Here is a 23,385-nt window from a genome sequence, read left to right on the forward strand (position 1 = left end):
ACCCCGGTTACCCGGCGCTTCGCTTAGTTTCGTCTCTCTCCCCTTCCCTATATTGCCAAAGAACACTGAAGTTTCCGCTAAAGCGAAACTTCCCCCGCTGTGTCTGTCCACAACGGTTTGCAGACACTACAACACCTACGAATTGACTGTCAAGCCACTTTCATCTTTGCCATTTATTTTTTACAAAAGACTTCAGGCAATTACGATATCCATAGGCCTGTTTTAACAGGCGTTAAGAACAAAATTATCCTCTAATGAAAAAAATGTCAATAGGTTCTTATAAAAAACCTTTATTTATTTTCCGCTTTTCCGGACTGTTTATATACAGAAACATAATCGGCAAAAGAAATCAGGGAAATTAGGACAGAAATGATAAAAAACGCCAGAGCAGTGGTACGGAGAATACCGAAATAAGGCCCCCCTATCCCCAGGCGCTGAACGCTGGAAGCGAGAAGGGCGGCTATCCCGGTAAACATATAGGCAAAAGCCTTGATTTTCCCCCCCTTCCGGGCGCCCATGGCGATTCCCCTTTTCAACATCAGGTTCCGCAGGAAGAGAATGCCGAATTCACGGTATAAAATCACCAGGAAGGGGATCACCGGCAGGATACGGTCCGCCACAAAGCAGAGGAAAAAGGTGATCCAGACCAGGGTATCCGCAAAGGGATCGAAAAGTTTGCCAAAATCGCTCACTTCCTTCCGGCTTCGGGCGATTTTACCATCGATTAAATCGGTGATTTCGGTGATAAAAAAGAGGATCCAGAGAACCGGTACGGTCCAGGATGTCGTTATGGGGACCCAAAAGGGCGCTACCACATGGAGGAGATAAACAATAAAAAAACAGGGTGCAAAAACCAGACGCACCGCGGTCACCTTATCAGCCAAAGTCATGGCTTATTATGTAACCTGGGTATGGTCTTGTCAATTCACGTTCATTTAATTGACAAAGTCGGCTACCGGTTTTATACTAAACAACATAAGATAACCCAAATAAGGGAGGCCGTAAATGGCAAAAGTAGAGTTGAAAAACATCTGCAAAGTGTATGAAGGGAATGTCCGCGCCGTGGACAATGCCAACATCACCGTCGAGGACAAGGAATTTGTCGTATTTGTAGGGCCCTCGGGGTGTGGAAAGTCCACAACCCTCAGGATGATCGCCGGTTTGGAGGATATTACCGAAGGGGAACTCCTGATTGACGGGGAACAGATGAACGATGTCCCCCCCAAGGACCGGAATATCGCCATGGTATTCCAGAATTACGCCCTGTATCCCCATATGTCGGTATACGAGAACATGGCCTTCGGGCTCCGTATCCGGAAATTGGATAAGGCGGAAATAGATCGCCGGGTCCATGAAGCTGCAAAAATCCTTGATATCGAGAAGTTCCTGGAACGTAAGCCCAAGGCTCTTTCCGGCGGGCAGCGTCAGCGGGTTGCCGTGGGACGGGCCATTGTCCGAAATCCCAAGGTGTTCCTTTTTGACGAGCCCCTTTCCAACCTGGACGCCAAGCTCCGGGTGCAGATGCGGGTTGAACTGTCGGACCTTCACCACCGGCTGGATGCCACCATGATCTACGTTACCCACGATCAGGTTGAAGCCATGACCATGGCCAGTAAAATCGTGGTTATGAAGGACGGAAGGGTTCAGCAGATCGGATCCCCCCTGTATCTTTACAACCACCCGATCAATAAATTTGTAGCCGGATTCATCGGATCCCCGCCCATGAACTTCCTCACCGTAAAGGTGGCCGAAAAGGGCGGTTCTATCGTATTGGAAGAGGGTTCCTTCGATCTGAAACCCGCTCCGGAGCATGTTTCCTACCTTAAGGAATACGTTGGGAAGGAAATTTACTTTGGCATCCGCCCGGAAGACCTGACCTTTACCGAAACTGCGTCAGCGGAAAACAACATGAAGGTTAAAGTCGAGGTTATTGAACCCCTGGGGGCGGATATACACCTCTGGCTCAAAACCGAAACCCAACCTCTTGTGGCCCGGACTGAGCCTCACCATACCTTTACCATCGGCGAGACGATAAATCTGGTTCCCCACCAGGACAAGGCCCGTTACTTCGACAAAGAAACGGAGCTTTCCATCCTGAAAGAACTGGACGATAAGGCAAAATAAAACAAAATCGTATATCATAACCGCAAGGATTCTTTGTTCCTTGCGGTTTTTTCATCTCAGGGATGGATCTTGATCATTCCTCTTTACCTTTTCATTGATAAGCCTAGCATGTTATAAAAGAGAACGAGGTTATGTATTGTTTCTTAAAAATTTAGACATATTTGGGTTTAAATCCTTTGCTGACCGGACCCGGGTCGATTTTGCCGATGGGATCACCGCCCTTTTAGGGCCCAATGGATGCGGTAAGTCCAATGTGGTGGACGCCATCAAATGGGTTCTTGGTGAACAGGCCTCCCGGGCTATGCGGGCCGAAAAGATGGAAGATGTCATCTTTAACGGTACTGAAAACCGAAAAGCCCTTAATGTGGCGGAGGTGGCCCTGACCCTGGAGAATGAGTCCGGGCGGCTCCCCATGGACGTGGCGGAGATTCAGATTAAACGCCGGCTCTACCGCTCCGGGGAAAGCGAATACTATATCAATTCCACCCAGGTCAAACTTAAGGATATTCGGGAGCTCTTCTGGGACACCGGGGTGGGCAAGGCTGCCTATTCCGTGATGGAACAGGGTAAAATTGACCAGGTCCTGTCTTCTAAGCCCGATGAACGGCGTTATCTCTTTGAAGAAGCCGCAGGAATTACCCGTTTCAAGGTAAAAAGCGCCGAAGCGGAGCGGAAACTCGCAAAAACCGAAGAAAATATGCGTCAGGTTGAGGGAATTCTGGGGGAGGTAAAGCGATCCTACGATACCCTTAAGATCCAGGCTGATAAAACTCTGAAATATCGGACTTTACGGGAAGAAGTTTTTCAATTCGAGCTGGATATTCAGCTTCTTCGGTTAAAACAGTTCAAATACGAGCGGGATGACCGGAATGAAAACCTCAAGAAAAAAACCGCCGATCGGGATTCCATCCGGGCTGATATTGACGCCATCAACAAATCCCTGGAAGAAAACATGGATGTGGTTAATTCCATGGAGGAACAACTCGTCGATTTCCAGAAGAAAATTTACGGCCTGGCGGTGGAAAAAAATGCCCGGGAAAAGGAAGGGCGGCTCCTAACGGAACAGCGGGCGGAAACCCATGCCGCTATTCAGCAGAACGAGAGCCGGGAACGGGCTATTGGTATAAAAATTGAAGAACTTACCGAGGATGTCGAAGAACAGGAAGGAACAGTCCGGGACCTCCAGAAGAAGGTCCACGATATAGAAGTAAACATCGCCTCCTTTGAAGAAAATATTCAGACCGCAGCCTCCCGTATCGGGGAAAACGATTCGGGGGTGCGCCGGAATGAGGAAGAGATACACGGCCTTGAGAAGGAGCGGGGGGAGCATGAAAAGGCCCTGGAGGCCATTACCGACGATATCGTCGCCGCCCTGGACGCGGGGCTGCGGGAGGCGGGCTACTCCGCCACGGAACGGAGGAGTACCGAGGCAGCCCTGGAGGAAACCCTGGCCTTGCTGCGGACCCACCTTTCCGGCCGGGAAACCCTGCTCCGTGATTTGGCCGCAGCGGCCGACCGGGCGGAGGCTGGGGAACAGATACCTTCTGCGGTGGAGTTAAAGCATATCGCCGAGGGGCTTGCAACGGTCCTGAGCGATGCGGCGGGATTAGGGGACAAGGTACTGGCGCTTTTTGAAAGCTATAGGAAAAGTACCCCAGCCTTTATCGACGAATTCCTCGCCCCCGAGGGGATCATCACCAAAAAACGGGCGCTGGACGCTAAAATCCGGGCAGCCAATGAGGGGATTGTAGAACGGCGGGGCAGGATCTCCGGCCTCAGACAGGACAACGAAAGTCTGAGCGTGAAGATAAACGAATACCGGGCGACCCTGGAGGAACTCCGCCTTGGCCGGGTACGGATGTCTACCCAGGCCCAGTCTGCGGAGGAACAGGCCAGGCTTATACGCCGGGAATTGACCGGGCAGGAGGGGCTCCTTAAAACGATTCGGGACGAACTCTTTTTAGCCCGCAAACGGTTTGATGAAATTAACGAGCGGATCTCCGATACGGAAATGGAGCTTGCCGAAATAGAGCGGAAAGGTATGCAGCTGACCGCGGATTTGGAAAAGCTTGAAAAGGATATCAGCAAACGGAACGGAGATGTGGCGGGGAAACAGGAGACCATCAAAAAACGGATGGTAGAACTTGCCAAGGTGCAGGATACCCTGGAACGGATCCACATGGAATTGGTCCAGTCCGACACGGAGATTAAGAATATTCAGGATAATTTCCGGGAGACCCACTCCAGGGATCTTATGGAATTTGAGGAACGGATTTTCACCATCACCACGGCGCCGGCGGAACTGCGGGAGAGCCTGAGCCGGACCAGGGCGAGCCTTAAGGACCTGGGATCGGTTAACCTTATGGCCCCGGAGGAATTTGCGGAAACTAAGGAACGGTATGACTTTCTTTCCACTCAGTTGGCGGATCTTACCAAAGCCCGGGATGACCTGGAAAATATTACCAAGGAAATAAGGGCGGAATCTTCGGATCTGTTCATGGAGACCTACAATAAAATTAAGCGGAATTTTAACAATATGTTTCGCCGGCTCTTTGGGGGCGGCAAGGCGCTGCTCCAACTCCAGGATCTCAACCATGTACTGGAATCGGGGATTGAAATCTACGCCCAGCCTCCGGGGAAGAAGCTGGAAAACATCTCCCTCCTTTCGGGGGGCGAAAAATCCATGACCGCAGTTGCCCTGCTCTTTGCCACCTATATGGTAAAGCCCTCCCCCTTCTGTCTGCTGGACGAAATAGACGCCGCCCTGGACGAGGATAACGTTATCCGCTTTGTCCATCTCCTGCGGGAATTCGGTAACACCAGCCAATTCATCGTCATCACCCATAATAAGAAGACCGTGACCAGCGCAGAAACCCTCCTGGGGGTTACTATGGAAGAATCGGGGGTTACCAAGGTTATTTCGGTGAAACTGAAGAACGAAGAAGTAGTGATAACTCCGAATCCTGCCACAGATACGCCGCTGTTTGAGGAAGAGGATGTGGAAATTGAAGAAGGCCGGGAACTGCCCATAGGCATCGACGACCCCACCTTGGTGAGCGAAGCAGAACTACGACCGATTCGATCGGCGGGGAAGAAGTGATGACAATGCAGTATCGCCCTATCGGCAATACGGGGATCTCCGCAAGCATCATCGGGCTTGGAGCCGAGCACCTGGATACTAAGCCTTCAGCTACGGTGGACGAGGTTATCGGGACCGCCCTGGAGCAGGGTATCAATATGATGGACCTTTTTATGCCCGGCGAAACGGTACGGACCAATATCGGCAAGGCTTTGGCGGGGAAGCGGGATAAAATGCATATCCAGGGGCATATCGGGTCTACGGATATCAATGAACAGTACGATGTAAGCCGGGACCTGGGGGTCTGTAAAAAGTACTTTGAGAATCTGCTCCGCTGCCTCCATACGGATTATATTGATTTCGGGATGCTATTTTTTATCGATTCGGAAAAGAGTTTTACCCAGGTCTTTGAAGGGGAAATACTGAAATACGCCCAGGATCTGAAAAAGCAGGGAACCATCCGGGCTATCGGCGCCAGTTCCCATAACCCCATCATAGCCCGCCGTATGGTTGAAACCGGAATACTGGATCTCCTTATGTTCAGCATTAACCCCGCCTTTGATATGGCTCCCCGGGGCGTCAATGTGCTGGACCATCTGGATGGACAGGGGAAGCCCTTCGGCTATGAGAAGAACCTGGATAGCGACCGGGCTACCCTGTACCGGCTCTGCGAACAGCGGGGGGTTGGCATCACGGTGATGAAGACCCTGGGGGCGGGGAAGCTCCTCTCCAAGGAACATACCCCCTTTTCGCGGGAACTGACCGTGGGGCAGTGCATCCACTACGCCCTGACCCGGCCGGCGGTGGTGAGTACCCTTATCGGCTGTTCCTCCGCCGCGCAGGTACACGAGGCGGTAGGGTATCTGGATATGGACGATACGGCGCGGGATTACAGCGGTATTATTGAACAGTACCAGGGGAGTTTTAAGGGTAACTGCGTTTACTGCAACCACTGTCTCCCCTGCCCTCAGGGGATCAATATAGCCGATGTGAACAAGTACCTGGACATCGCCGTCCTGGATGAAAAGGCGGTTCCCCCCAGTATTACCCAGCATTACAAGGCCCTGAACTCCCACGGCTCCGACTGCATTGCTTGCGGAAGCTGCGAAGAACGGTGCCCCTTCTCGGTACCGGTAATCAAAAATATGGAACGGGCGGCGGCTTTGTTCGGCGTTTGAGCATACTGGGCCCATTAAAAAAGGCCGCTCCGGAAGGGGGCGGCCTTTTTCATTCCTTAGGGAAAACTTTATTTTTTAAGATTGTAGAAGGCTTTCCTTCCGGCATATTCGGAAACGCCCTCAAGCTGTTCCTCAATGCGGATAAGCTGGTTGTACTTGGCAACCCGGTCGGTACGGCTCATGGAACCGGTCTTTATCTGGCCGGTTTCCAGGCCTACTACCAGGTCGGCGATGAAAGTATCCTCGGTTTCGCCGGAACGATGGGAAACGATGGCGGTATAGCCGGCCCGCTTGGCCATCTCAACCGCTTCGTAGGTTTCGGTAACCGTGCCGATCTGGTTTACCTTGATCAGGATGGAGTTACAGGCCCCAAGGCCAATGCCCTTTTCAAGCCGCTTGGTGTTGGTAACGAAGAAGTCGTCACCCACGATCTGTACTTTGTCGCCCAGGGCTTTGGTAAGCTTTACATACCCGTCCCAATCGTCCTGATCCAGGGGATCTTCGATGGAAATGATGGGGTACTTTTTTACCCAATCGGTGTAGATACCGATCATTTCGTCGGCGCTAAAGAGTTTACCCGGGTTGGACTTCCAGAACTTATAACCCTTCTTGTCGCCTTCGCCGAAAAGTTCGGAGCTGGCGCAGTCCAGGGCAATGCCGAACTGTTCCCCGGGCTTGTAACCGGCCTTCTCGATGGCCTTCATGATAAATTCCAGGGCTTCCTCGTTGCCGATATCCGGGGCAAATCCGCCTTCGTCACCCACGGCGGTGTTCTTTCCCGCAGCGTGGAGGAGGCTCTTCAGGTTGTGGAAAACCTCGGCGGTCCAGCGAACCGCTTCCACGATGGATTCGGCGCCAATGGGCATAACCATAAATTCCTGGAAGTCGATCTTATTATCCGAGTGTTTGCCGCCGTTGATGATATTCGCCATGGGCACCGGGAGCAGGTTGGAATGGAAGGTACCAAGGTACTTGTAGAGGGGGAGTCCCAGATATTCAGCCGCAGCGCGGGCGGTGGCCATGGATACGCCTAAGATGGCATTGGCCCCGAGTTTACTCTTGTTTTCAGTCCCGTCAAGTTCAATCATGGTCCGGTCGATATCAACCTGCTCCAGGGCATCGTAGCCCTGCAGTTCCGGAGCGATAATATCGTTGACATTCGCCACCGCCTTCTGGACGCCCTTACCCAAGTACCGGCCTTTGTCACCGTCCCGAAGCTCCACCGCTTCGTAATCACCGGTGGACGCCCCGGAGGGAACTGCGGCCCGCCCAAGGGAGCCGTCTTCCAGCTGTACTTCGACCTCAACCGTGGGATTTCCACGGGAATCGAGAATTTCGCGTGCCTGTACATATTCGATAATACTCATAATTGTCTTTCTCCTTGTTAATGAAATAAATCTTCTATTATTGTCCGGTTTTATGGCCTCTGCGTCAATAGTCCAGACGGCGAAGCTCCAACCTGGCGTTGAGGTTTTCGGGATCCAGTTCCAGGACCTTTCCCAGAACCAGCCGGCTTTCCTCATCCCGGCCTAGCATATGAAGGCAGCGGGCAATACGCAGCCGTACCTTGGCCTCACTGAGCCGGTCCTTTACCAGGGAAGCGGCGCTTTCATAGTACTCCAGGGCCAGGGAAAGGGAACGCCGGCTTTCCGTAATCAAACCCAGATTTGCCGGGACCTGCCAAAGGGCGGTGTGGTCTACCTGTTCCACAAGGCGGGTTTCCCCTTCCGTAAGCAAACCCTCCCGGATAAGGCGGAAAACATCATGGAGGACCAGCCAGGAGCCGTCTATTCCATTCATCCGGGCCTGCCGCAAAAGCAGGGCTGTTTCCGGAAACTGCCGCTGGCGGTCAAAATACCAGGCCCCCCAGCGGTAGAGCGCCTCCTCCCGGGGGTGACGGCCCAAGAGCAGCCATGTTTCCGCCACGGTCCGCCTGATTTCCCACCCCTCCAGCCGGCGGCGGACTAATTCCAGATCCAGAAGGGGCTGTCCAGAATTCTGTTCGCTTAGTATGTCCTCCGCACGGGGTGTGTCAAAAAGGCGGCTATATCCGATAATTCCGTAGATATGCCCAGGCGCCTCTGAAAAAAGATCCCCATAATAGGCGATCTTTTTCTGTTCTTCCGTACTTGCCGAGGCCAGGTTATAGAGACTTCGGACCCTCAGGTCTTGTGGGATACTCAGATCACTCGGGATCTGGGGTGCATTAAGCGATGGGGCAGCCAGAATAGTCCAAATTTCGATAGCTCCCTCCCGGAAATCCGCTAACCAGAGGGAATCGGCCAAACGGCCCAGGGAAGGGGCATCGGAAAACTTCGTTGCAAGGAGAGAAAAAAGCTCCGCAGCCCTCAGGGGATTAGTATCATAAAAATACTCCGCTCCAAAGCGCAGGGCCTTTTCCGAAATATCCCCGGCGCTGATCAACGAGACGATCCGGGAATTGGCGGCCGCCATATCCTCCGCAAGGAGGTCCAATAAAACAGAATTAACAAGGAAATTCTCCCACTCTGCTCCGTTGAAGGCGGAAACCCCGGCGGCCAGAAATTCCGCACCCCGGGGCAAAACAGCGGCTGTGGTGGGATCCGACAGGTCCCCCAGGAGTACGCTGATATCCAAGGCCAGGGAAAGCAGATTTTTTTCCGATAAAAGGCCTGCATACTGCCTCAACTTAGTCTGAACTCCGTCGGGGAATTGATCCGGATATTCCATCAACAGGGCGTCGGCGGCAAGGGCGGCAAGGGGTTCTGAAAATGGAAAGGCGGCGGCGGCTCTTTCCGTCGCTTCACGGTAGGCGTTTCTGAACCGGGTCTGATTTTCGCCGGATGTCTCCAATGCCAGGTTCCTGCGGCGCTTCAGGACTGAAAGATGGGTTTCCACCCCAATGGCCTTCTTTTCCAGCCGGTCCAGCATGGAGTTGAAGCGCTCCGGCGCGGTTTTCGGTGTTTCCCGGAGAAGGGCGTCGAAGTTCCTGATTTCCCGGAAAAAACTCCCCTGCTCCGAAAAATCGCTCCATCCTGTATAGTAGGTCAGGAAGGCGATTGCTCCTGAAAGAACCAGGGAAATTACCAGCCCCAGAATACATACCGTCCGGAGCTTGGGAATTGCCGCGACCGGCTTCATTTTGGGGCGCCTTCCAGGGGCTGCGGACCTTGTAAGGTCCGACGAATACTGTCCAGAACGCCATTGATAAAACGATAGGAATCATCGGTACCAAATTCCCGGGATATACCTATGGCCTCATCAATAACAATTGAGGGAGATACATCGTTCTGGTATATGAGGGTATAGGCGCTCATCCTGAGCAGGGCAAGATCAACCCGGTTTAGCCGGGAAAAATCCCAGTTCTTCAAATGGGCGCGGATTATATCATCCACGGCGCCAATATTTTCTATGGTACCTTGAATTAAAAGACGAGAAAATTCAGCGGTATTTCCATCCAGGGCATCCCGTTTCTCCGTTTCCAGCCAGGAAAAACTAAGGAGTTCCTCCAATGCGGAAGGGGTGACGTCCCAGGAATACAGGGCTTGAAAAGCCAGGATCCGTCCTTTTCTACGTGAGGCCATAGCTTACCAAACGAGCAATTCTTCGTGGATCTCCACGGCACCCTCTTTCCGGAGATCCTCTGCCAGGGTATTGGTCACCACTGCGGCGCCGTTGGTAAGAGCCCGCTGCATCAACTGGGAGTTGATCAAATCCCGGACAGTGGCGGGGTTCCCCCAACGGTAAATATCCTCAAGCCCAAGGTTCGCCTGCCGGTACTTTCTGGTTACCTTGATGATAAAAAAGCCCTGACGGCCTTCAATTATCCCGGACACGGCGTTTTCCTCCAAAGGTAATGCCTTATCGATAAACTCCAGGCCAAAAACCTGTTGGATCCGGGGATCCTCGGTGGTTAACTGGATATACCGGGCGGAACCGGAGTTGCTGGAAGATTCCACAATGGCGGATTCCTCATTAAAGACCGAAGAACTGGAACCAATTTTCCGAGCCAACTCTTCCGCCCTGGTCCGGGCGGCGGTCTTGGTAGCGGAACTAGCGCCATAGGGGATCCGTATCCAGTCAAAGGAAATTGTATCGGGCCGTATAAACCGGGCTTTGTTACGGTTATAAAAGGTTTGAATCTCTTCTTCCGCCGGCGCTCCTCCTGCTATGGAAATCAGGTACTTCTGTACCAGCAATTGCCGCCGGATCTGCCCCCGGAGGGTGACCAAATCCATACCCTGCTTCTTTATGACATCGTTGAATTCTTCATCCGTGGGAGGCCTGCCTGCTTGAGCGGCCAGCTCATCCTTTAAACCCTGGATTTCGTTATTTATATCACTATCGGTTATGGAATCCCCAGCCTTGGCCTTTTCCGCCGCTTGTACAATGTACTGTTCTATGTATTTTTGCCGGATAATATCCTCATGAAGGTAGGTTTGAAAGGCAGAATAGCTCAAGCCATACTGTTTTTCGATGCCTTCGGAAAATTCCTGATCCGTAACCGGCCGGCCGGCGCTGGCGCGGACCATCTGAATCCGCTGTTCCAATTCCGCATTGGACGAACTGATGCCCACCCTTTCAGCCGCCTGGAGGACCAGCCGCTCACTGATCATGGCATCCAACACCATACGATGAAGATCCAGGGCGCTCACTTGCGGAGGAATCTCCTGCATTTTGGACCGCCTATCCACCTCTACACGCAGCTGTTTGACAAAAATATATTCGCTCTTGGTTAAGGTCACCTTGGCCACGTTTTGTAAGTCCCGCTGATCCCCGGACAAATCATTGGGAGATGAGACGCTGCTGGACGCCCCCCCCCCAATTGGGGTTCCCTCCGGAAGAGGAGCCGCTTTCGGTTCCTTTTTGCCCCCGCCGAACAGGAAGCCGGTTGCGAAAACAGCGAAAATTATCAGAAAAAGAAAATACTTCGCAAATTTCTTCATATGCATATCCTAAATATACTCTTTTTTGCGTAACATGACTATTCCAGGACCGCCCGGATACGCCGGACCCCGGAGGAGGAAGACTGCTCCTTCTGAATCTTGAAGGTCCCCATGGTTCCGGTATGCTCCACATGGGGGCCGCCGCAAACTTCCTTAGAGAAATCTCCGATGGTATATACCTTTACCTGGGATTCGTACTTTTCCCCAAAAAGCGCCATCGCCCCGGAGGCTTTGGCAGCCTCAAGGTCCATCACCGCCATGGTAACCGGCAGGTCCCGTTGGATCTGCTCGTTCACGATGGCTTCAACCTTCGCCAACTCCTCCGGCGTCATGGGGGCGCCATGGGAAAAGTCGAAGCGCATACGCTCGGCGGTGATGTTGGAACCCTTCTGGGCCACGTGATCCCCCAGTACCATACGCAATGCCTTTTGCAGCAAATGGGTTGCCGTATGATATTTGGTAGTTGTCTCGGAATGATCCGAAAGGCCGCCCTTAAAGATCTGTTCGCTCCCCGCCCGGGAAAGTTCCTGATGCTTCTTGAAGGCCTCGTCAAATTCCTCCCGGTTCACCTTTAGACCCTGCTCTGCCGCAAGCTCCTCGGTGAGCTCAATGGGGAAACCGTAGGTATCGTAGAGCTTAAATGCAAGCCGGCCGGACATAATTTTCCGGGGGTCCTTTATGAGGTTGGGGAGCAGCTTCTCAAATTCATGTTCCCCCTTCTGGAGGGTTTCCAGGAATTTCTGTTCTTCGTTATCAAGCTCCCCAATGATACGGGCGCGGTTTTCCACCAGTTCCGGATAGGGCCCCTTGAGCTGATCCACCACCACTGCGGCAATGGGGGACAGAACTAGCCGGTCCTCAATGCCGAGCTTGCGTCCATGCCGCACCGCCCGGCGTATGAGCCGGCGCAGCACATACCCGGCGCCGACGTTGGAAGGGGTCACCGCCTTGGGATCTCCCAATACAAAAGTGGAAGCCCGGACATGATCGCTGATGATCCGCACCGACTTGTCCTTTTCCGGATCTGAACCGTAGGTATAGCTACCTTTGGCAGCCTGCTCCACCGCAGCGATGATAGGAGCGAATATTTCAGTATCGTACACCGATTTCTTGCCGTTCAGGATAGTCACGGTCCGCTCTATACCCATGCCGGTATCCACACACTTACGGGCTAGAGGTTCGTAGGCGCCCTCGGCGGTCTTATTGTACTGCATGAACACGTCATTCCAGATCTCAAGCCATTTCCCGCAGGAACAGCCGGGACCGCAGTCCGGGCCGCAGGGCTCCTTCCCAATATCAAAGAACATCTCCGAATCCGGGCCGCAGGGACCGGTGGCGCCCGCAGGCCCCCACCAGTTGTCCTCCCGGGGGCGGTAGGCAATACGGTTCTCCGGGATGCCCAGTTCCTTCCAGACCTTGGCGGATTCATCATCCCGGGGAACGATCTCGTCCCCCTGAAAAACAGTAACCCCCAACTTTTCAATGGGGATACCCAGCCATTTGGGGGAGGTGAGGAACTCAAAGCTCATCTTAATGGCCCCTTCTTTAAAGTAATCCCCCAGGGACCAATTTCCCAACATTTCAAAAAAGGTGAGGTGGCTGGGATCCCCCACGGACTCAATATCCCCGGTACGTATGCACTTCTGATAATCCACAAGCCTATTCCCTGCAGGATGGGGCTCCCCTAAAAGGTAGGGTACCAGGGGGTGCATACCGGCGGTAGTAAAAAGCACCGTAGGATCATTTTCGGGCAGCAGAGACTTGCCCTGGATCTGAGCATGTTCCTTTGATTTGAAAAATTCGACGTACTTAGAACGAAGTTCCTGGGCATTCATAACTAACCTCTACAAACTCTTAATTGAATTATCCGAATTATGATACAATATAATCATGAGAATTAAAAGACATTTAGGACTGGCATTACTAACTTTACTTCTCATTGAACCTATGTGGTTCAACGGGTGCGCCGGATTGAACAATGCAAAGAAACCGGGGGATGATGAAAAAAACCCTGCCGAAACAGATCAGGTCCTCCTTTTGAAAGAATACCATATTCCGGAGGATACGGAATTTTTACCCGTCCCCTTTTCCTGGCCCGTGGCAGCGCCGGGGGTAGGCGCCGTTACCCGGGAACAGGGAGATCCCCTGGCAAACCTCAATGATGATGAAAAAAAAGCACTAACCGAATCTTTCCGCGCCGCGTATGTTGAAGGACTGCTCCGGGAACTGCCGCTGAACGGGGCGCTTGGAGGTGATTTTGTCCACATCTGGCCTCCCGTCGAGCCGCTGAGCTTGGTCCAGAACTGGCGGAGCCGCGAGGATGTCCCCAATAGCTGGGGTATGCCGTCCCTGGTTTTGGCTGTCCGGGGTATGGAGAGGGATGAGGTATTTATAGTTCAGGGAGCCATCCTTAACATGTATGGAAGAAGCGCCGGGATCAACAGGGCTAATGGCGCCGCCGGGTACGGAGCCCCCCTGGGCGGGGAATTTTTATACCCGGACTTACGCGAGACCGGAATAGCCCAGCGTTTTGAATACGGTCTAATCCGTGTGGATACCGCCGGGAAGAGCGCCTTTGTCCGAACAGAGGATGTGCCGGAGAAGCTTCCCCCGGAAGCCGTAGGACAATATCCCGGGGACGATGGAACTATCAAGCAGGATTTTCAGAGGGCCTGGCAGCGGGGGATACATACGAAGCTGCCGGAACTTAACCCGGACGGCCCGGTACAGCGGCTGGATTTCTCCGAAGGATCCTGGAAAATTCCCACAGAGTCCGGAACCATTCAGATCACATCACTCTATTTCCAGAGCTTTAATTCGGGCAACGCCCTGTTTCTTCTGGGACGATCCCCGGAGGCTCCCTTCCAAACCAGGATTATCACCGGACCTTTCCTGGACGCCTTCCTGGCAGGAGAGGATCAAATCCTGCCCGGCGCTGGGGCAGCAACTCCGCTGCTAGGAACCGATTCTGCCGGGGAACTTCCCGAACGCCTGCTCCGGGGTCTTAGCCTCTACGGGCTTCCCCTGACCGATTCCTATCCGTCACCGGAAGAAGGGGCTTACAAGGAGACCCAGCGGTTTTCCCGGGGACGTATGGCAACACGTCCCTAACTATCCGCCCCTATTCTCTCCTCAACCTCAAGGGCGTCCTTCTCCATACCGATGGATCTGAAAATATCCGCAGAACGGCGGTAGGCGATATCCGCGGCGGGACCCTTTCCCGCCTTTTTATACACATCCCCCATGGCCTTCCAATCCGTTCCCAGACCATAGGTGTTTTCTGTCCGGCGGTCGTAGCTCAGGGCTTCCTCCAGGGCATTAAGGGCGCCCTGATATTGCCCGGACACCGAACGGATGGAGGCGATGAGGTACCAGTCATAGGCCGCCAGTTCCAGATACCCCCCTTTTATATGAATATCCTGGGCGTTTTTGATCCCCCTCTCTGCGTCATCCCAACGGCCCAGCTCTTTCTCCGCTAAGCCGATAACGGTCCAACCCAGAGCCAGGGCGATCTGTTCTTTTTTTATCAGCGACAGATCCTTCCGTACCTGGTCCCGAAGCTCCTCAGCGTTACTGCCGCCGCCGAGCAGCCGTCTCCTGGCGGTATAAATCCTGCTCACCGCCGCCAGCTCCGTATCGCCGATACGATCCGCCTCCGCCAGGGCGCCGTCAAAGGCGGCCTGGGCTTCGACAGCCCTGTTCAGGTAGGAAAGGATGTTCCCCCGGGAAAGGGCCACCCGGATGATCAATGCGGAATCGTCCGCGCTGACCGCAAAACGCTGGGCTTCGTTGATCAACGCAAAGGCTTCTGAATAATTTCCCCGGTCCGTTGCTTTATTAGCCGCCTCAAGCTGGGTTACCGCCATACGCCGCTGGGACCGTGTTTCCACCGGCCCCTTTGGCGCCGAAGAACAGCCTGCTAAAAAAAGTAGTAATACTACACCTGCATACTTCACCACTATCACTCCTCGTTAAAAAGCAACATCCCGGGGACTGGTCCCCCCTGTTCCGTGCGGAACCCGGTTAGGGATACCGTTTTTCAGCAGCGGGTTATTCCGCAGGGCAACGATCACGTCCTCCGCAGCCTCCAGGGCGGATCGAAGATCCGATATCAGGGCCGCCACCTGGGACATCTGGGTGGGGAAAACCGAAGCGGTGGACTCAACACTCTCCAGGGTTCCCGAAAGAGCCTTAAGGGACTTCTCAATATTGGTGTAAATTGCGCCATCCGTATCCAGAGCGCTTAATACCAGACTGTCCGGATTAGCCAGTTCCTGTGTGACGATCTTCAGGTCACCGATTACCGACCGTATATCATCGGTAATTTGTTCTATGTTTGTCAGGGAAGGCCGCAGGGATTTGTCCGCACTTTCAACCAGAGCGGAGGCGCCCCGGGCAGTACCCTCCACTCCGGCCATGGTCCGTCCAAGGCTGGTTTTTGTGTCCGTACCCCTAAAGGCGTCCCGGAGCTGGGTTACCACACCGTTGATATTCTGAAGCAGGGTATTAACCCTGGTTATTATAACCGTAATACTATCATCCTGGACCGGAATAAGTACCAGCCCTTTTTCAAGGGATTCCCTTCCTTCCTCGGAATTTACACTGGGAATAAAATCTCCGCCCAGGGGATCCGGATGAATCCCGGGATGAAAGAGGAACTGCCCGCCGCCGATACCGATAGGGTTTACCCGGATTTCGACCAGCGATCCTTCCCTGACCCGGTCAAGGTAGGTATCATAAATAGTAAACCTAACTTCTACCTTATCATCATCGGTCAGATCAAAGGACTTTACATTCCCGATGGTGAATCCCTTGTACTGAACCGGCATATTGGCGCTGAGGGCCGAGGCGGATTCAAAATGGGTACGGTAGGTCTGATCCTTGGCGAACCAGCGATGCCTTTTCCCAAGCATGAAAGTGGAAAAAACAAGGATCCCCAGGGCAACAATGATCAGGAGTCCCACAAGCTGGTCCGCAAACCGTATCCTGAATTTCATGATGCAATACCCTTCTTTATCATCCTTGACAGATTCTCATCCTCCGCAATCTCATCCCGTGTAAGGGTACGATACAAATTCCCTCCCATGATCATAGTAATCTTGTCGGCAAAATATTTAATAATCCTGAAATCGTGGCTTACAAAAATGATGGTACGTTTTTCCTCCTGCTGCTTCTTTACCAGGCCGATAAGCCGATCCGCGGCGTCATCGTCCAGGGATTCGGTCCACTCGTCCAGAAAAAGTAAGCCCGGCTTCAGGATCATGGCCCGGGCAAAGGCGATGAGTTTCTGCTCCCCCGTAGAGAGCATGGCGGGCCGGATATGGATATCCTTTGTATATCCCACATCCCTCAGCGCCTCGGTTATACGCCGGTTCCGGTCCTCCCGGCGCATTTGGGGAAAGTGAATCTTCAGGGGGAGTTCCAGACACTGGTACAGATCCTGGTTTGACCAGAGGGCCGAATCTTGAAAAACCACCGCCCCTTCCTTACGAAAAGCCAGGTTCTGTCCCCGGGTCATGGCGGCGATATTTTTCCCCCGGAAAAATACGTCCCCCCCGGTGGGAACCAGGAGCCCGGCGGCCAGCTTAAGGACCGTGCTTTTGCCGCCCCCCGAGGGTCCGACCAGGGCAAGGCTCTTCCCCTCCTCGACCTGCAAGGAGATATCCCGCACCACCTCTACATTTTGGGCCGAGAAGGATACGCCTTTCAATTCAATAATCGGTTCAGCCATATCATCCCTAACTCAGCGCCGTGTAATACAGGGCTGAAAGCAGTACATCCACAATGATACACCACACAAAGGAAGCCCCTACGGACTTAAGCCCCACCACGGGGATCTCCGTGCTGGCCCGCTCCACCGAAAAGCCGTTGATAATCGCCAGGACCGCGATTATCATCCCAAAGGCGATACTCTTTACTATAGTTATGACGATATCCTGGATGGTCAGCGCCTCCAGAAGATTATTGAAATAGTACGCCGCCGGCATGGGGTTGAAAAACTGGACCACCAGAAAGGACCCTGCCAGGCCGAAAACGGAAAAGTAGATGTTCAGCAGGAACATGGAAACGGTTACCGCCAGGAACCGCGGCACCGCCAGATACTCAATGGGGTCAACCCCGACGGATATATAGGCCTCCACCTCGTGGGAAATAACCATTCCGCCAATTTCGGTGGCAATGGCGGTGGCCGACCGGGCTATGATGATAAAAGCCGCCAGCAAAGGCCCCAGCTCCCGGGTAACGATGATAATAAGCAGGGTATAGAGGAGCCGCTCCTGGGAAAGGCTGGCCAGCAGGGGCATACCGATCACATACACCGCAGCTCCTATCCCCAGGGCGAGCAGAGAAGCAATCCCCAGGGCTTCCACAAAGGTAAAGAGGATTTGCATGACCAGTATCTTATACGCCGCCTGTCCCCGGAACACAAAATTCCCGATGCCGCCAAGGGTTCTGGCAAAAAAGCCCAGGGTATAAAAAACACTATCCAGGCGAAAGGCTTTGATACTCATCTGTTTCCCTTAATTATATCATAAATTTCGATTTTTAATAGTAGTGATTATGATTTCCGAGCCCTTGTCCGGCTATTTCACCTCCCGTATACTGCTTTTATGCACCGGATTATCGCGGATCTTCACCTCCATTCCCCCTATTCCCGGGCTACCAGCAAACGGAATTCCCCCGCCTTCCTGGATCGTTGGGCGCAGATCAAGGGTATCAACCTGGCGGGAACCGGCGACTGTACCCATCCGCAGTGGCTTGCGGATCTTCAAGGTGCGCTTGTTGAGGCGGAAGAGGGCTTTTATACCCTTAAAGAGGATATACGCCGGGATTTTGACCGCGGACCTGCCCTGGAGGAAGGGCTCCCCCACCCGGCGAATGGGGATACGCCGGTACGATTTGTGCTGACCGGAGAAATCAGCACGATCTACACCAGGGGTACCAAGACTAGGAAGGTCCACCACCTGATCCTGCTCCCCAGCCTGGAGGCAGCAGCAGCCTTCCAGGTACGGCTGGAACGGGTCGGCAATATCCGTTCCGATGGACGGCCTATCCTGGGCTTGGATTCCCGGGACCTCCTGGAGCTGCTCCTGGAATCGGATCCTCGGTCCCTGCTCATCCCCGCCCATATCTGGACTCCCTGGTTTTCCGTCCTGGGCGCCCGCTCGGGTTTCGACTCTATCGACGAATGTTACCGGGATTTGGCGCCCCATATTCATGCCATAGAAACGGGCCTTTCCTCTAATCCTCCCATGAACTGGGCGCTTAGCTCCCTGGATCGTTTCGCTATCATCTCCAATTCCGACGCCCATTCCCCGAATAAGCTCGGCCGGGAAGCCACGATCTTTGAGATGGATCCCTCCTACCCTGCTCTGGCCGCCGCCCTGGCCGGGGTAAGCCGGAAAACAGCCGGCCCGGCTCTTCTTGAGACATTGGAATTTTTTCCTCAGGAGGGAAAATACCATTATGACGGCCACCGGTCCTGCGATGTCTGCCTGAGCCCTGAGGAAAGCGCCGCCACCGCCGGTTCCTGCCCAGTCTGCGGCCAAGCGCTAACGCCGGGGGTTCTGGGCCGGGTCCGGGAATTGGCGGACCGTCCGGTAAGCGAAGATACTCCCTGCCCTCCCGAGTTTGAAGGAACCAACCGCCGTCCCTACCGTTCCCTCATACCCCTGGAAGAAATCCTGGGGGAAATCATCGGTGTTGGCCTTGCCTCAAAAAAAGTGACCCAAGCCTATGGGATGCTCATCGAAAAGGCGGGCAGCGAATTTGCTATCCTGATGGACCGGAGCATTGGGGATCTCGAAAAACTGAACTGTCCCGGCATAAGCGGCGAATTGTTGTCCGCTGCGATAGACCGGATGCGGAAAGGGGCAGTCTCCATAACTCCTGGCTACGACGGTATTTACGGGATCATCCGCGCCTTTCCGCAACGGACTTTAGCCCGACGAACCGGAGGCGCCGGCGCAGGGCTGTTTGGAGAAGAACCGGAAGCCCCGGACTTAGAGCTTAGAAACCCCACGCCCAAACCACGGAAAAGCCCAGACTTGGAGCTTACGGGTCCTGCGTCCAAACCCCGGAGCACCTCGGCTAAACTCTCTGCCATGTCCGGTGGGAATCCGGGTACTCCGCCGAGGCCGTCAGACCAGGACCGGTTCATCCCGGACCCGGACCAGGAGCGGGCGATCAACCACAGCGGAGGCCCGGCACTGATAATCGCCGGACCGGGAACAGGAAAGACCGCAGTCCTGGCCCGGAGCATAGCCCGGCTTATGGACCAGCCGGAAGCAGGGGGTGTCTTGGCGCTGAGTTTTACCGTTAAAGCCGCAGAAGAACTGCGGGAACGTATAAAAGCGGCCATAGAAAACAGGGAAACTGCGGCCCTTACCGTGGGGACTTTCCATTCCCTGGGACGATCCATCCTCAAAGCTGAAGCCGCATCGGCGGGGCTCCGGGATGATTTTACCATCCTGGATGAGGAAGGGCGGGCAGCGTTACTCAAATCCCTTACCACCGGGAAAAAGCCCCGGGTCTCCGCCGAACGGCTGGGTTTATATATAGAAGAACGGAAACGGTTTCTCCTCCGGCCCGGGGATACCGGTCTCCGGCTTGGTCCGGCGGCGGAAAAAATTCCGGAAGCTGCAGTTTTGGGGATCGAAATTCCGCCCCTGGATACGGTCCTGGACCAATGCTACAGGGAATACCGGGATGCCCTTAAGGCCGGGAACACCCTGGACTTTGACGATCTCCTGGCGGGTACGGTCCGGCTCCTGGCCGCCAAACCGGAGCTGCTTGCAAAATACCAGGAACGGTTCGCCAATATCTTTGCCGACGAGTATCAGGACATCAATTTTGCACAGTACGCCCTGCTGCGGCTCCTGGCGCGGGAGGAAATCCGGGTCATCGGAGATCCGAACCAGGCCATATACGGCTTCCGGGGTGCCTCCAACCGTTATATGGAGCGGTTCCTGGTGGATTATCCCGGAGCGGCGGTCTACGGGCTCAGTAAAAGTTTCCGCTGCGCCGAACCAATCATCCGGGCGGCAAACCGCCTTACCGGGACCAGCCTGCGGGGCAATTCCGCCGCAGTATGCCTCTACCGCACACCCTACCCCACGGACCGGGCTGAGGCCGAAGGTATAGCCCGCAGGATTGCTGCGCTTATCGGGGGAACCGGTTTCTTCGCCATCGACAGTGGCGTAGTCACTGGCGCCGACAGCGGCGTAAGCGGTCTTAGCAGCCTGGGCCAATGCGCCATCCTCATCCGGGCCGCCGCCCTGGCGCCACCCATTGAGGAGGCCCTCAAAAACCACGGCATCCCCTACCGGCTCATGGGGGAAAACCTGGAGGATATTCGGTGGACCACCGAGGAAGTGGCGCTCATGACTATCCACGCTTCCAAGGGACTGGAATTTGACCACGTTTTTGTAAGCGGTCTGGAGGAGGGCATACTTCCCTTTACTCTTTTCGGTGAAAACAAAAAGGAAGATATCGCAGAAGAGCAGCGGCTCCTCTACGTAGCCATGACCCGGGCCCGCAGGGGCCTCCACCTGTCCTGGGCTGCCTCCCGCAGTTTCCGCGGCAGGATACTTACCCAGCCGCCCAGCCGTTTCCTCGCCGGTCTGGAGAGCCTTATCCCCGAACTGAAGCACGGCATGAAACGGGGCCGGGATGGTCAGCTTGATCTGTTTTCATAGATCAATCCGTATCCACATTGATATTAAACTCCGCCCAAACAGGATAATGATCGCTCACATGCCTTGGCTGTATGGTCAGGACAGAAAAATCGTATAGCTCATCAAAGCGGATAACCCCACAGGCGCCGGTGTAATCTTCGATTGCGGATGTGGTAATAATAATACGGTCATAAGTATTATCACTGGCCGCCAGGGTGGTATCATAGTCATTCGTAATAATAATTTGATATTCATGCTCCGGAAATACGGTGGCTAATAAATGTTCATCATAGTATACGCCATCGGCGTTAAAATCGCCGGCTATCACCACATCCCTTTCATTCCATAATTCCTGAAAGTATTTTACCACCTCGGGCATGGCGGAGATTTCCCGGGCAGCGTTTGAAGGCTGAATATGGTTATCGATCAGAATAAAATCGAATTTATCCTTGGTCTGAAAGTATACCCCAAGGGGGTTTCTTTCAAATATGTCCTCCGGATCGGCCCAGGTAGTCTCCTCAATGAGATGCAGTTTCGTGGCGTCATAAATTATCCAATACTGTTCTTTGGAGCCGGATCGCCCTTCCCGGGGACCCAATACATAGGCATATTTGGGGGGCAGCAGATGCATGAACTGTACCACCGGGGCGATGTCCTGGGATCGGACTTCCTGAACAGCGGTCACATCGGAACGGGAAACAATATCAGTAAGGATGCTCACCACTTCGGGCTTGGCCATCTTCGATACACCGAAGATCTGTATATTGAAGGAACAGAGTTTTATAGATTCGGCGGAAAGCCGGACACCAAGGAAAAGAAAAACGAAGAGAATAAAAAATATACGGAAACGTAACAAAACCAGACTACGGAACAATTATGTCTTATTCTCTTTCTTGAACCCCGCCGAGAACCGCGCAAGAAGACTGTCGATCTGATTTTTTGTGGTAATACCAAAGTTCTCCAGCACTGCGGAATCGAACTGATCAAAAGTTACATTACCATTTTCGTATTCGCAGAACATATTGGCCAAATACACCGTATCCACCAGGGTCCGATATTTTTCCGGAGAGGAACGGGGATCGTGGTGGTAGCGGATAGCGTTAACCAGAGCTTCGGGGAAATTCCACTTTTCGGCGATCAGGGCGCCTATGTCGGCATGGTTCATCCCCGCAGAGAGGTTTTCAAAGGTGGCGGGGGGAAGGGATTTTTGGTCGCAGAATTGCCGGATATGGCCTATTAAATCGGGGTGAGCACTGGCAAAGACGATCTTGCCCATGTCGTGGAGTATACCCCCCACATAGACATCGTCCAGAACATTGGGATCCTTGTGAAAAACTTTAATAAGGTTAAAGGCATAAAAAGCCGTTTTATAAGAATGCTCCCAAAGGGCTTTCTTATCGGCCGAGTCTTCGCCAAGAACTTGCTGGGTTCCGTAGGAATAGAGGAGGTTCTTAATACCCCGGATACCCATCATCTTAACCGCTTCGGCAATGCTGTCTACCTTTTTGGAGAGCATGTATTGGGCGGAATTGACGATTTTTAGGAGGTCCGCAGTAATCGCCGGGTCCATGGAAATCTTCCGGGCTATATTGGTTATTTCCGCCTTGGGGTCTCCAATAAGCTTCTGTACCAGGAGTATGTTTTCCGGAAACTGGGGCAGGGATTTTACGTTATCCACAATAGAAGCGGAAAGAGCAGCAAAGTTCTCCACCAGCACCTTGTCCATGGGGATGAGAACCCGGGCGATGGTTTCTTTCTCGTTACTTGAAATATCAAAGCTATCTTCATTGAGCCCAATTTTTTTGAGCATCAACACCAATATTACCAGACCCAGACCGGCGCCTTCAGCATCGTCCAGTACCTGCCCCAGGGCATCCTCCAGATTATCGTACTGCCGGGACCTGGCCAGCTTATCGTGGATACGGATCAGTTCGATTTTGGTTATGGCTACGTTATTGCGGACTTCGATGTAAATGATATTATTTTTAATCTGTAGGATCAGTTTGATATAGAGGCCTTTTTCTTTTTGGAGCTGCAGGTAGTGGCCTATATTGGTTAGGGTATCTTCCTTAAAGGAATCCATTCCGTCCTTATAATCCTTGGGATTGTTAAGATCCAGCCCCCGTTCCATAAAATAAACCCGTTTGGTATTGGCCTTTTTGGCGTTCACCGCCAATTCCTGGACGCAATAAACGATATAATCCCTTAGATTTTCCTTTTCTATCTGTCTGAGAAAGATAGTGATTACCTTCTCTATGTAAGCTTCTATTTCGTGGGGAAGAGTATAGGTTGTTATGGTCAAGGGTATGCCGGATTGAACGGCTTTTTTTACTTTTTCTTCATCAACGGCTAATTCCTGTACAGGAGCCATACTTTACCTCTTCAACAATTTCTTTCCCGCTGGC

General features: G+C 53.3%; 17 protein-coding genes. 5 read left to right on the forward strand and 12 right to left on the reverse strand.

The features are described 5' to 3' along the window. Positions 1-290: 290 nt before the first annotated feature. Positions 291-890, reverse strand: coding sequence for a CDP-diacylglycerol--glycerol-3-phosphate 3-phosphatidyltransferase (gene pgsA, locus TPRIMZ1_RS0113300; protein WP_010260849.1), 600 nt, complete (start codon positions 888-890; stop codon positions 291-293). 115 nt (positions 891-1,005) lie between these two features. Here pgsA and TPRIMZ1_RS0113305 point away from each other — a divergent pair, with 115 nt between their 5' ends. The 3 genes from TPRIMZ1_RS0113305 (at position 1,006) to TPRIMZ1_RS0113315 (ending at position 6,381) form a co-directional block, all read left to right on the forward strand. Beyond that, on the forward strand, positions 1,006-2,124 hold the full coding sequence (locus TPRIMZ1_RS0113305) for an ABC transporter ATP-binding protein (protein ID WP_010260852.1): 1,119 nt from the start codon (positions 1,006-1,008) through the stop codon (positions 2,122-2,124). Between the two features lie 136 nt (positions 2,125-2,260). After that, positions 2,261-5,224 (forward strand): chromosome segregation SMC family protein, encoded by a 2,964-nt coding sequence (locus TPRIMZ1_RS0113310; protein WP_010260855.1) that lies wholly within the window; start codon positions 2,261-2,263, stop codon positions 5,222-5,224. Between the two features lie 5 nt (positions 5,225-5,229). Further along, positions 5,230-6,381 carry an aldo/keto reductase gene (locus TPRIMZ1_RS0113315; RefSeq protein ID WP_026043710.1) on the forward strand — a complete coding sequence of 384 codons (1,152 nt, stop codon included), beginning with the start codon at positions 5,230-5,232 and terminating at the stop codon, positions 6,379-6,381. A gap of 68 nt (positions 6,382-6,449) precedes the next feature. Here TPRIMZ1_RS0113315 and eno read toward each other — a convergent pair whose 3' ends face one another. From eno to TPRIMZ1_RS0113340, 5 genes are all read right to left on the reverse strand, one after another. Further along, a complete protein-coding gene (gene eno / locus TPRIMZ1_RS0113320) occupies positions 6,450-7,748 on the reverse strand; it encodes a phosphopyruvate hydratase (RefSeq protein WP_010260860.1) in 1,299 nt (432 codons plus the stop codon). 64 nt (positions 7,749-7,812) lie between these two features. Further along, the gene (locus TPRIMZ1_RS0113325) at positions 7,813-9,501 is read right to left on the reverse strand and encodes a hypothetical protein (protein ID WP_010260863.1); all 1,689 of its coding nucleotides are present in this window, start codon (positions 9,499-9,501) and stop codon (positions 7,813-7,815) included. Then, positions 9,498-9,944 carry a transcription antitermination factor NusB gene (nusB, locus tag TPRIMZ1_RS0113330; RefSeq protein WP_010260867.1) on the reverse strand — a complete coding sequence of 149 codons (447 nt, stop codon included), beginning with the start codon at positions 9,942-9,944 and terminating at the stop codon, positions 9,498-9,500. Before nusB ends, TPRIMZ1_RS0113325 begins: the two co-directional genes overlap by 4 nt. 3 nt (positions 9,945-9,947) lie before the next feature. After that, positions 9,948-11,306 (reverse strand): SurA N-terminal domain-containing protein, encoded by a 1,359-nt coding sequence (locus tag TPRIMZ1_RS0113335; RefSeq protein ID WP_010260870.1) that lies wholly within the window; start codon positions 11,304-11,306, stop codon positions 9,948-9,950. A gap of 38 nt (positions 11,307-11,344) precedes the next feature. Next, positions 11,345-13,141 carry an alanine--tRNA ligase gene (locus TPRIMZ1_RS0113340; RefSeq protein WP_010260872.1) on the reverse strand — a complete coding sequence of 599 codons (1,797 nt, stop codon included), beginning with the start codon at positions 13,139-13,141 and terminating at the stop codon, positions 11,345-11,347. A 55-nt stretch (positions 13,142-13,196) separates the two neighbouring features. On the opposite strand from TPRIMZ1_RS0113340, the gene TPRIMZ1_RS0113345 reads away from it, so the two are divergent. Continuing rightward, positions 13,197-14,417 (forward strand): hypothetical protein, encoded by a 1,221-nt coding sequence (locus TPRIMZ1_RS0113345; RefSeq protein ID WP_157784245.1) that lies wholly within the window; start codon positions 13,197-13,199, stop codon positions 14,415-14,417. Here the strand turns inward: TPRIMZ1_RS0113345 and TPRIMZ1_RS0113350 are convergent. Genes TPRIMZ1_RS0113350 through TPRIMZ1_RS0113365 form a run of 4 tightly spaced genes read right to left on the reverse strand, consistent with a single transcriptional unit; the run spans position 14,414 to position 17,815 of the window. Continuing rightward, positions 14,414-15,265, reverse strand: a complete 852-nt coding sequence (locus TPRIMZ1_RS0113350) for a hypothetical protein (RefSeq protein WP_157784247.1) — start codon at positions 15,263-15,265, stop codon at positions 14,414-14,416. The genes TPRIMZ1_RS0113345 and TPRIMZ1_RS0113350 overlap by 4 nt on opposite strands. 12 nt (positions 15,266-15,277) lie before the next feature. After that, positions 15,278-16,303 carry an MlaD family protein gene (locus TPRIMZ1_RS0113355; protein ID WP_010260877.1) on the reverse strand — a complete coding sequence of 342 codons (1,026 nt, stop codon included), beginning with the start codon at positions 16,301-16,303 and terminating at the stop codon, positions 15,278-15,280. Then, complete coding sequence (locus tag TPRIMZ1_RS0113360) at positions 16,300-17,037, reverse strand: ATP-binding cassette domain-containing protein (RefSeq protein ID WP_010260879.1); 738 nt, start codon at positions 17,035-17,037, stop codon at positions 16,300-16,302. Before TPRIMZ1_RS0113360 ends, TPRIMZ1_RS0113355 begins: the two co-directional genes overlap by 4 nt. Positions 17,038-17,044: 7 nt before the next feature. Then, positions 17,045-17,815 (reverse strand): ABC transporter permease, encoded by a 771-nt coding sequence (locus tag TPRIMZ1_RS0113365; protein ID WP_010260881.1) that lies wholly within the window; start codon positions 17,813-17,815, stop codon positions 17,045-17,047. Positions 17,816-17,914: 99 nt separating this feature from the next. Here TPRIMZ1_RS0113365 and TPRIMZ1_RS0113370 point away from each other — a divergent pair, with 99 nt between their 5' ends. Then, positions 17,915-21,001, forward strand: a complete 3,087-nt coding sequence (locus TPRIMZ1_RS0113370; protein ID WP_010260885.1) for a UvrD-helicase domain-containing protein — start codon at positions 17,915-17,917, stop codon at positions 20,999-21,001. Between the two features lies 1 nt (position 21,002). Here TPRIMZ1_RS0113370 and TPRIMZ1_RS0113375 read toward each other — a convergent pair whose 3' ends face one another. Continuing rightward, the gene (locus tag TPRIMZ1_RS0113375) at positions 21,003-21,836 is read right to left on the reverse strand and encodes an endonuclease (protein WP_198429940.1); all 834 of its coding nucleotides are present in this window, start codon (positions 21,834-21,836) and stop codon (positions 21,003-21,005) included. Between the two features lie 18 nt (positions 21,837-21,854). Beyond that, a complete protein-coding gene (locus tag TPRIMZ1_RS0113380; RefSeq protein ID WP_010260890.1) occupies positions 21,855-23,351 on the reverse strand; it encodes an HDOD domain-containing protein in 1,497 nt (498 codons plus the stop codon). Positions 23,352-23,385: the final 34 nt, after the last annotated feature.

Source organism: Treponema primitia ZAS-1 (assembly GCF_000297095.1).
GTDB lineage: Bacteria > Spirochaetota > Spirochaetia > Treponematales > Breznakiellaceae > Termitinema > Termitinema primitia_A.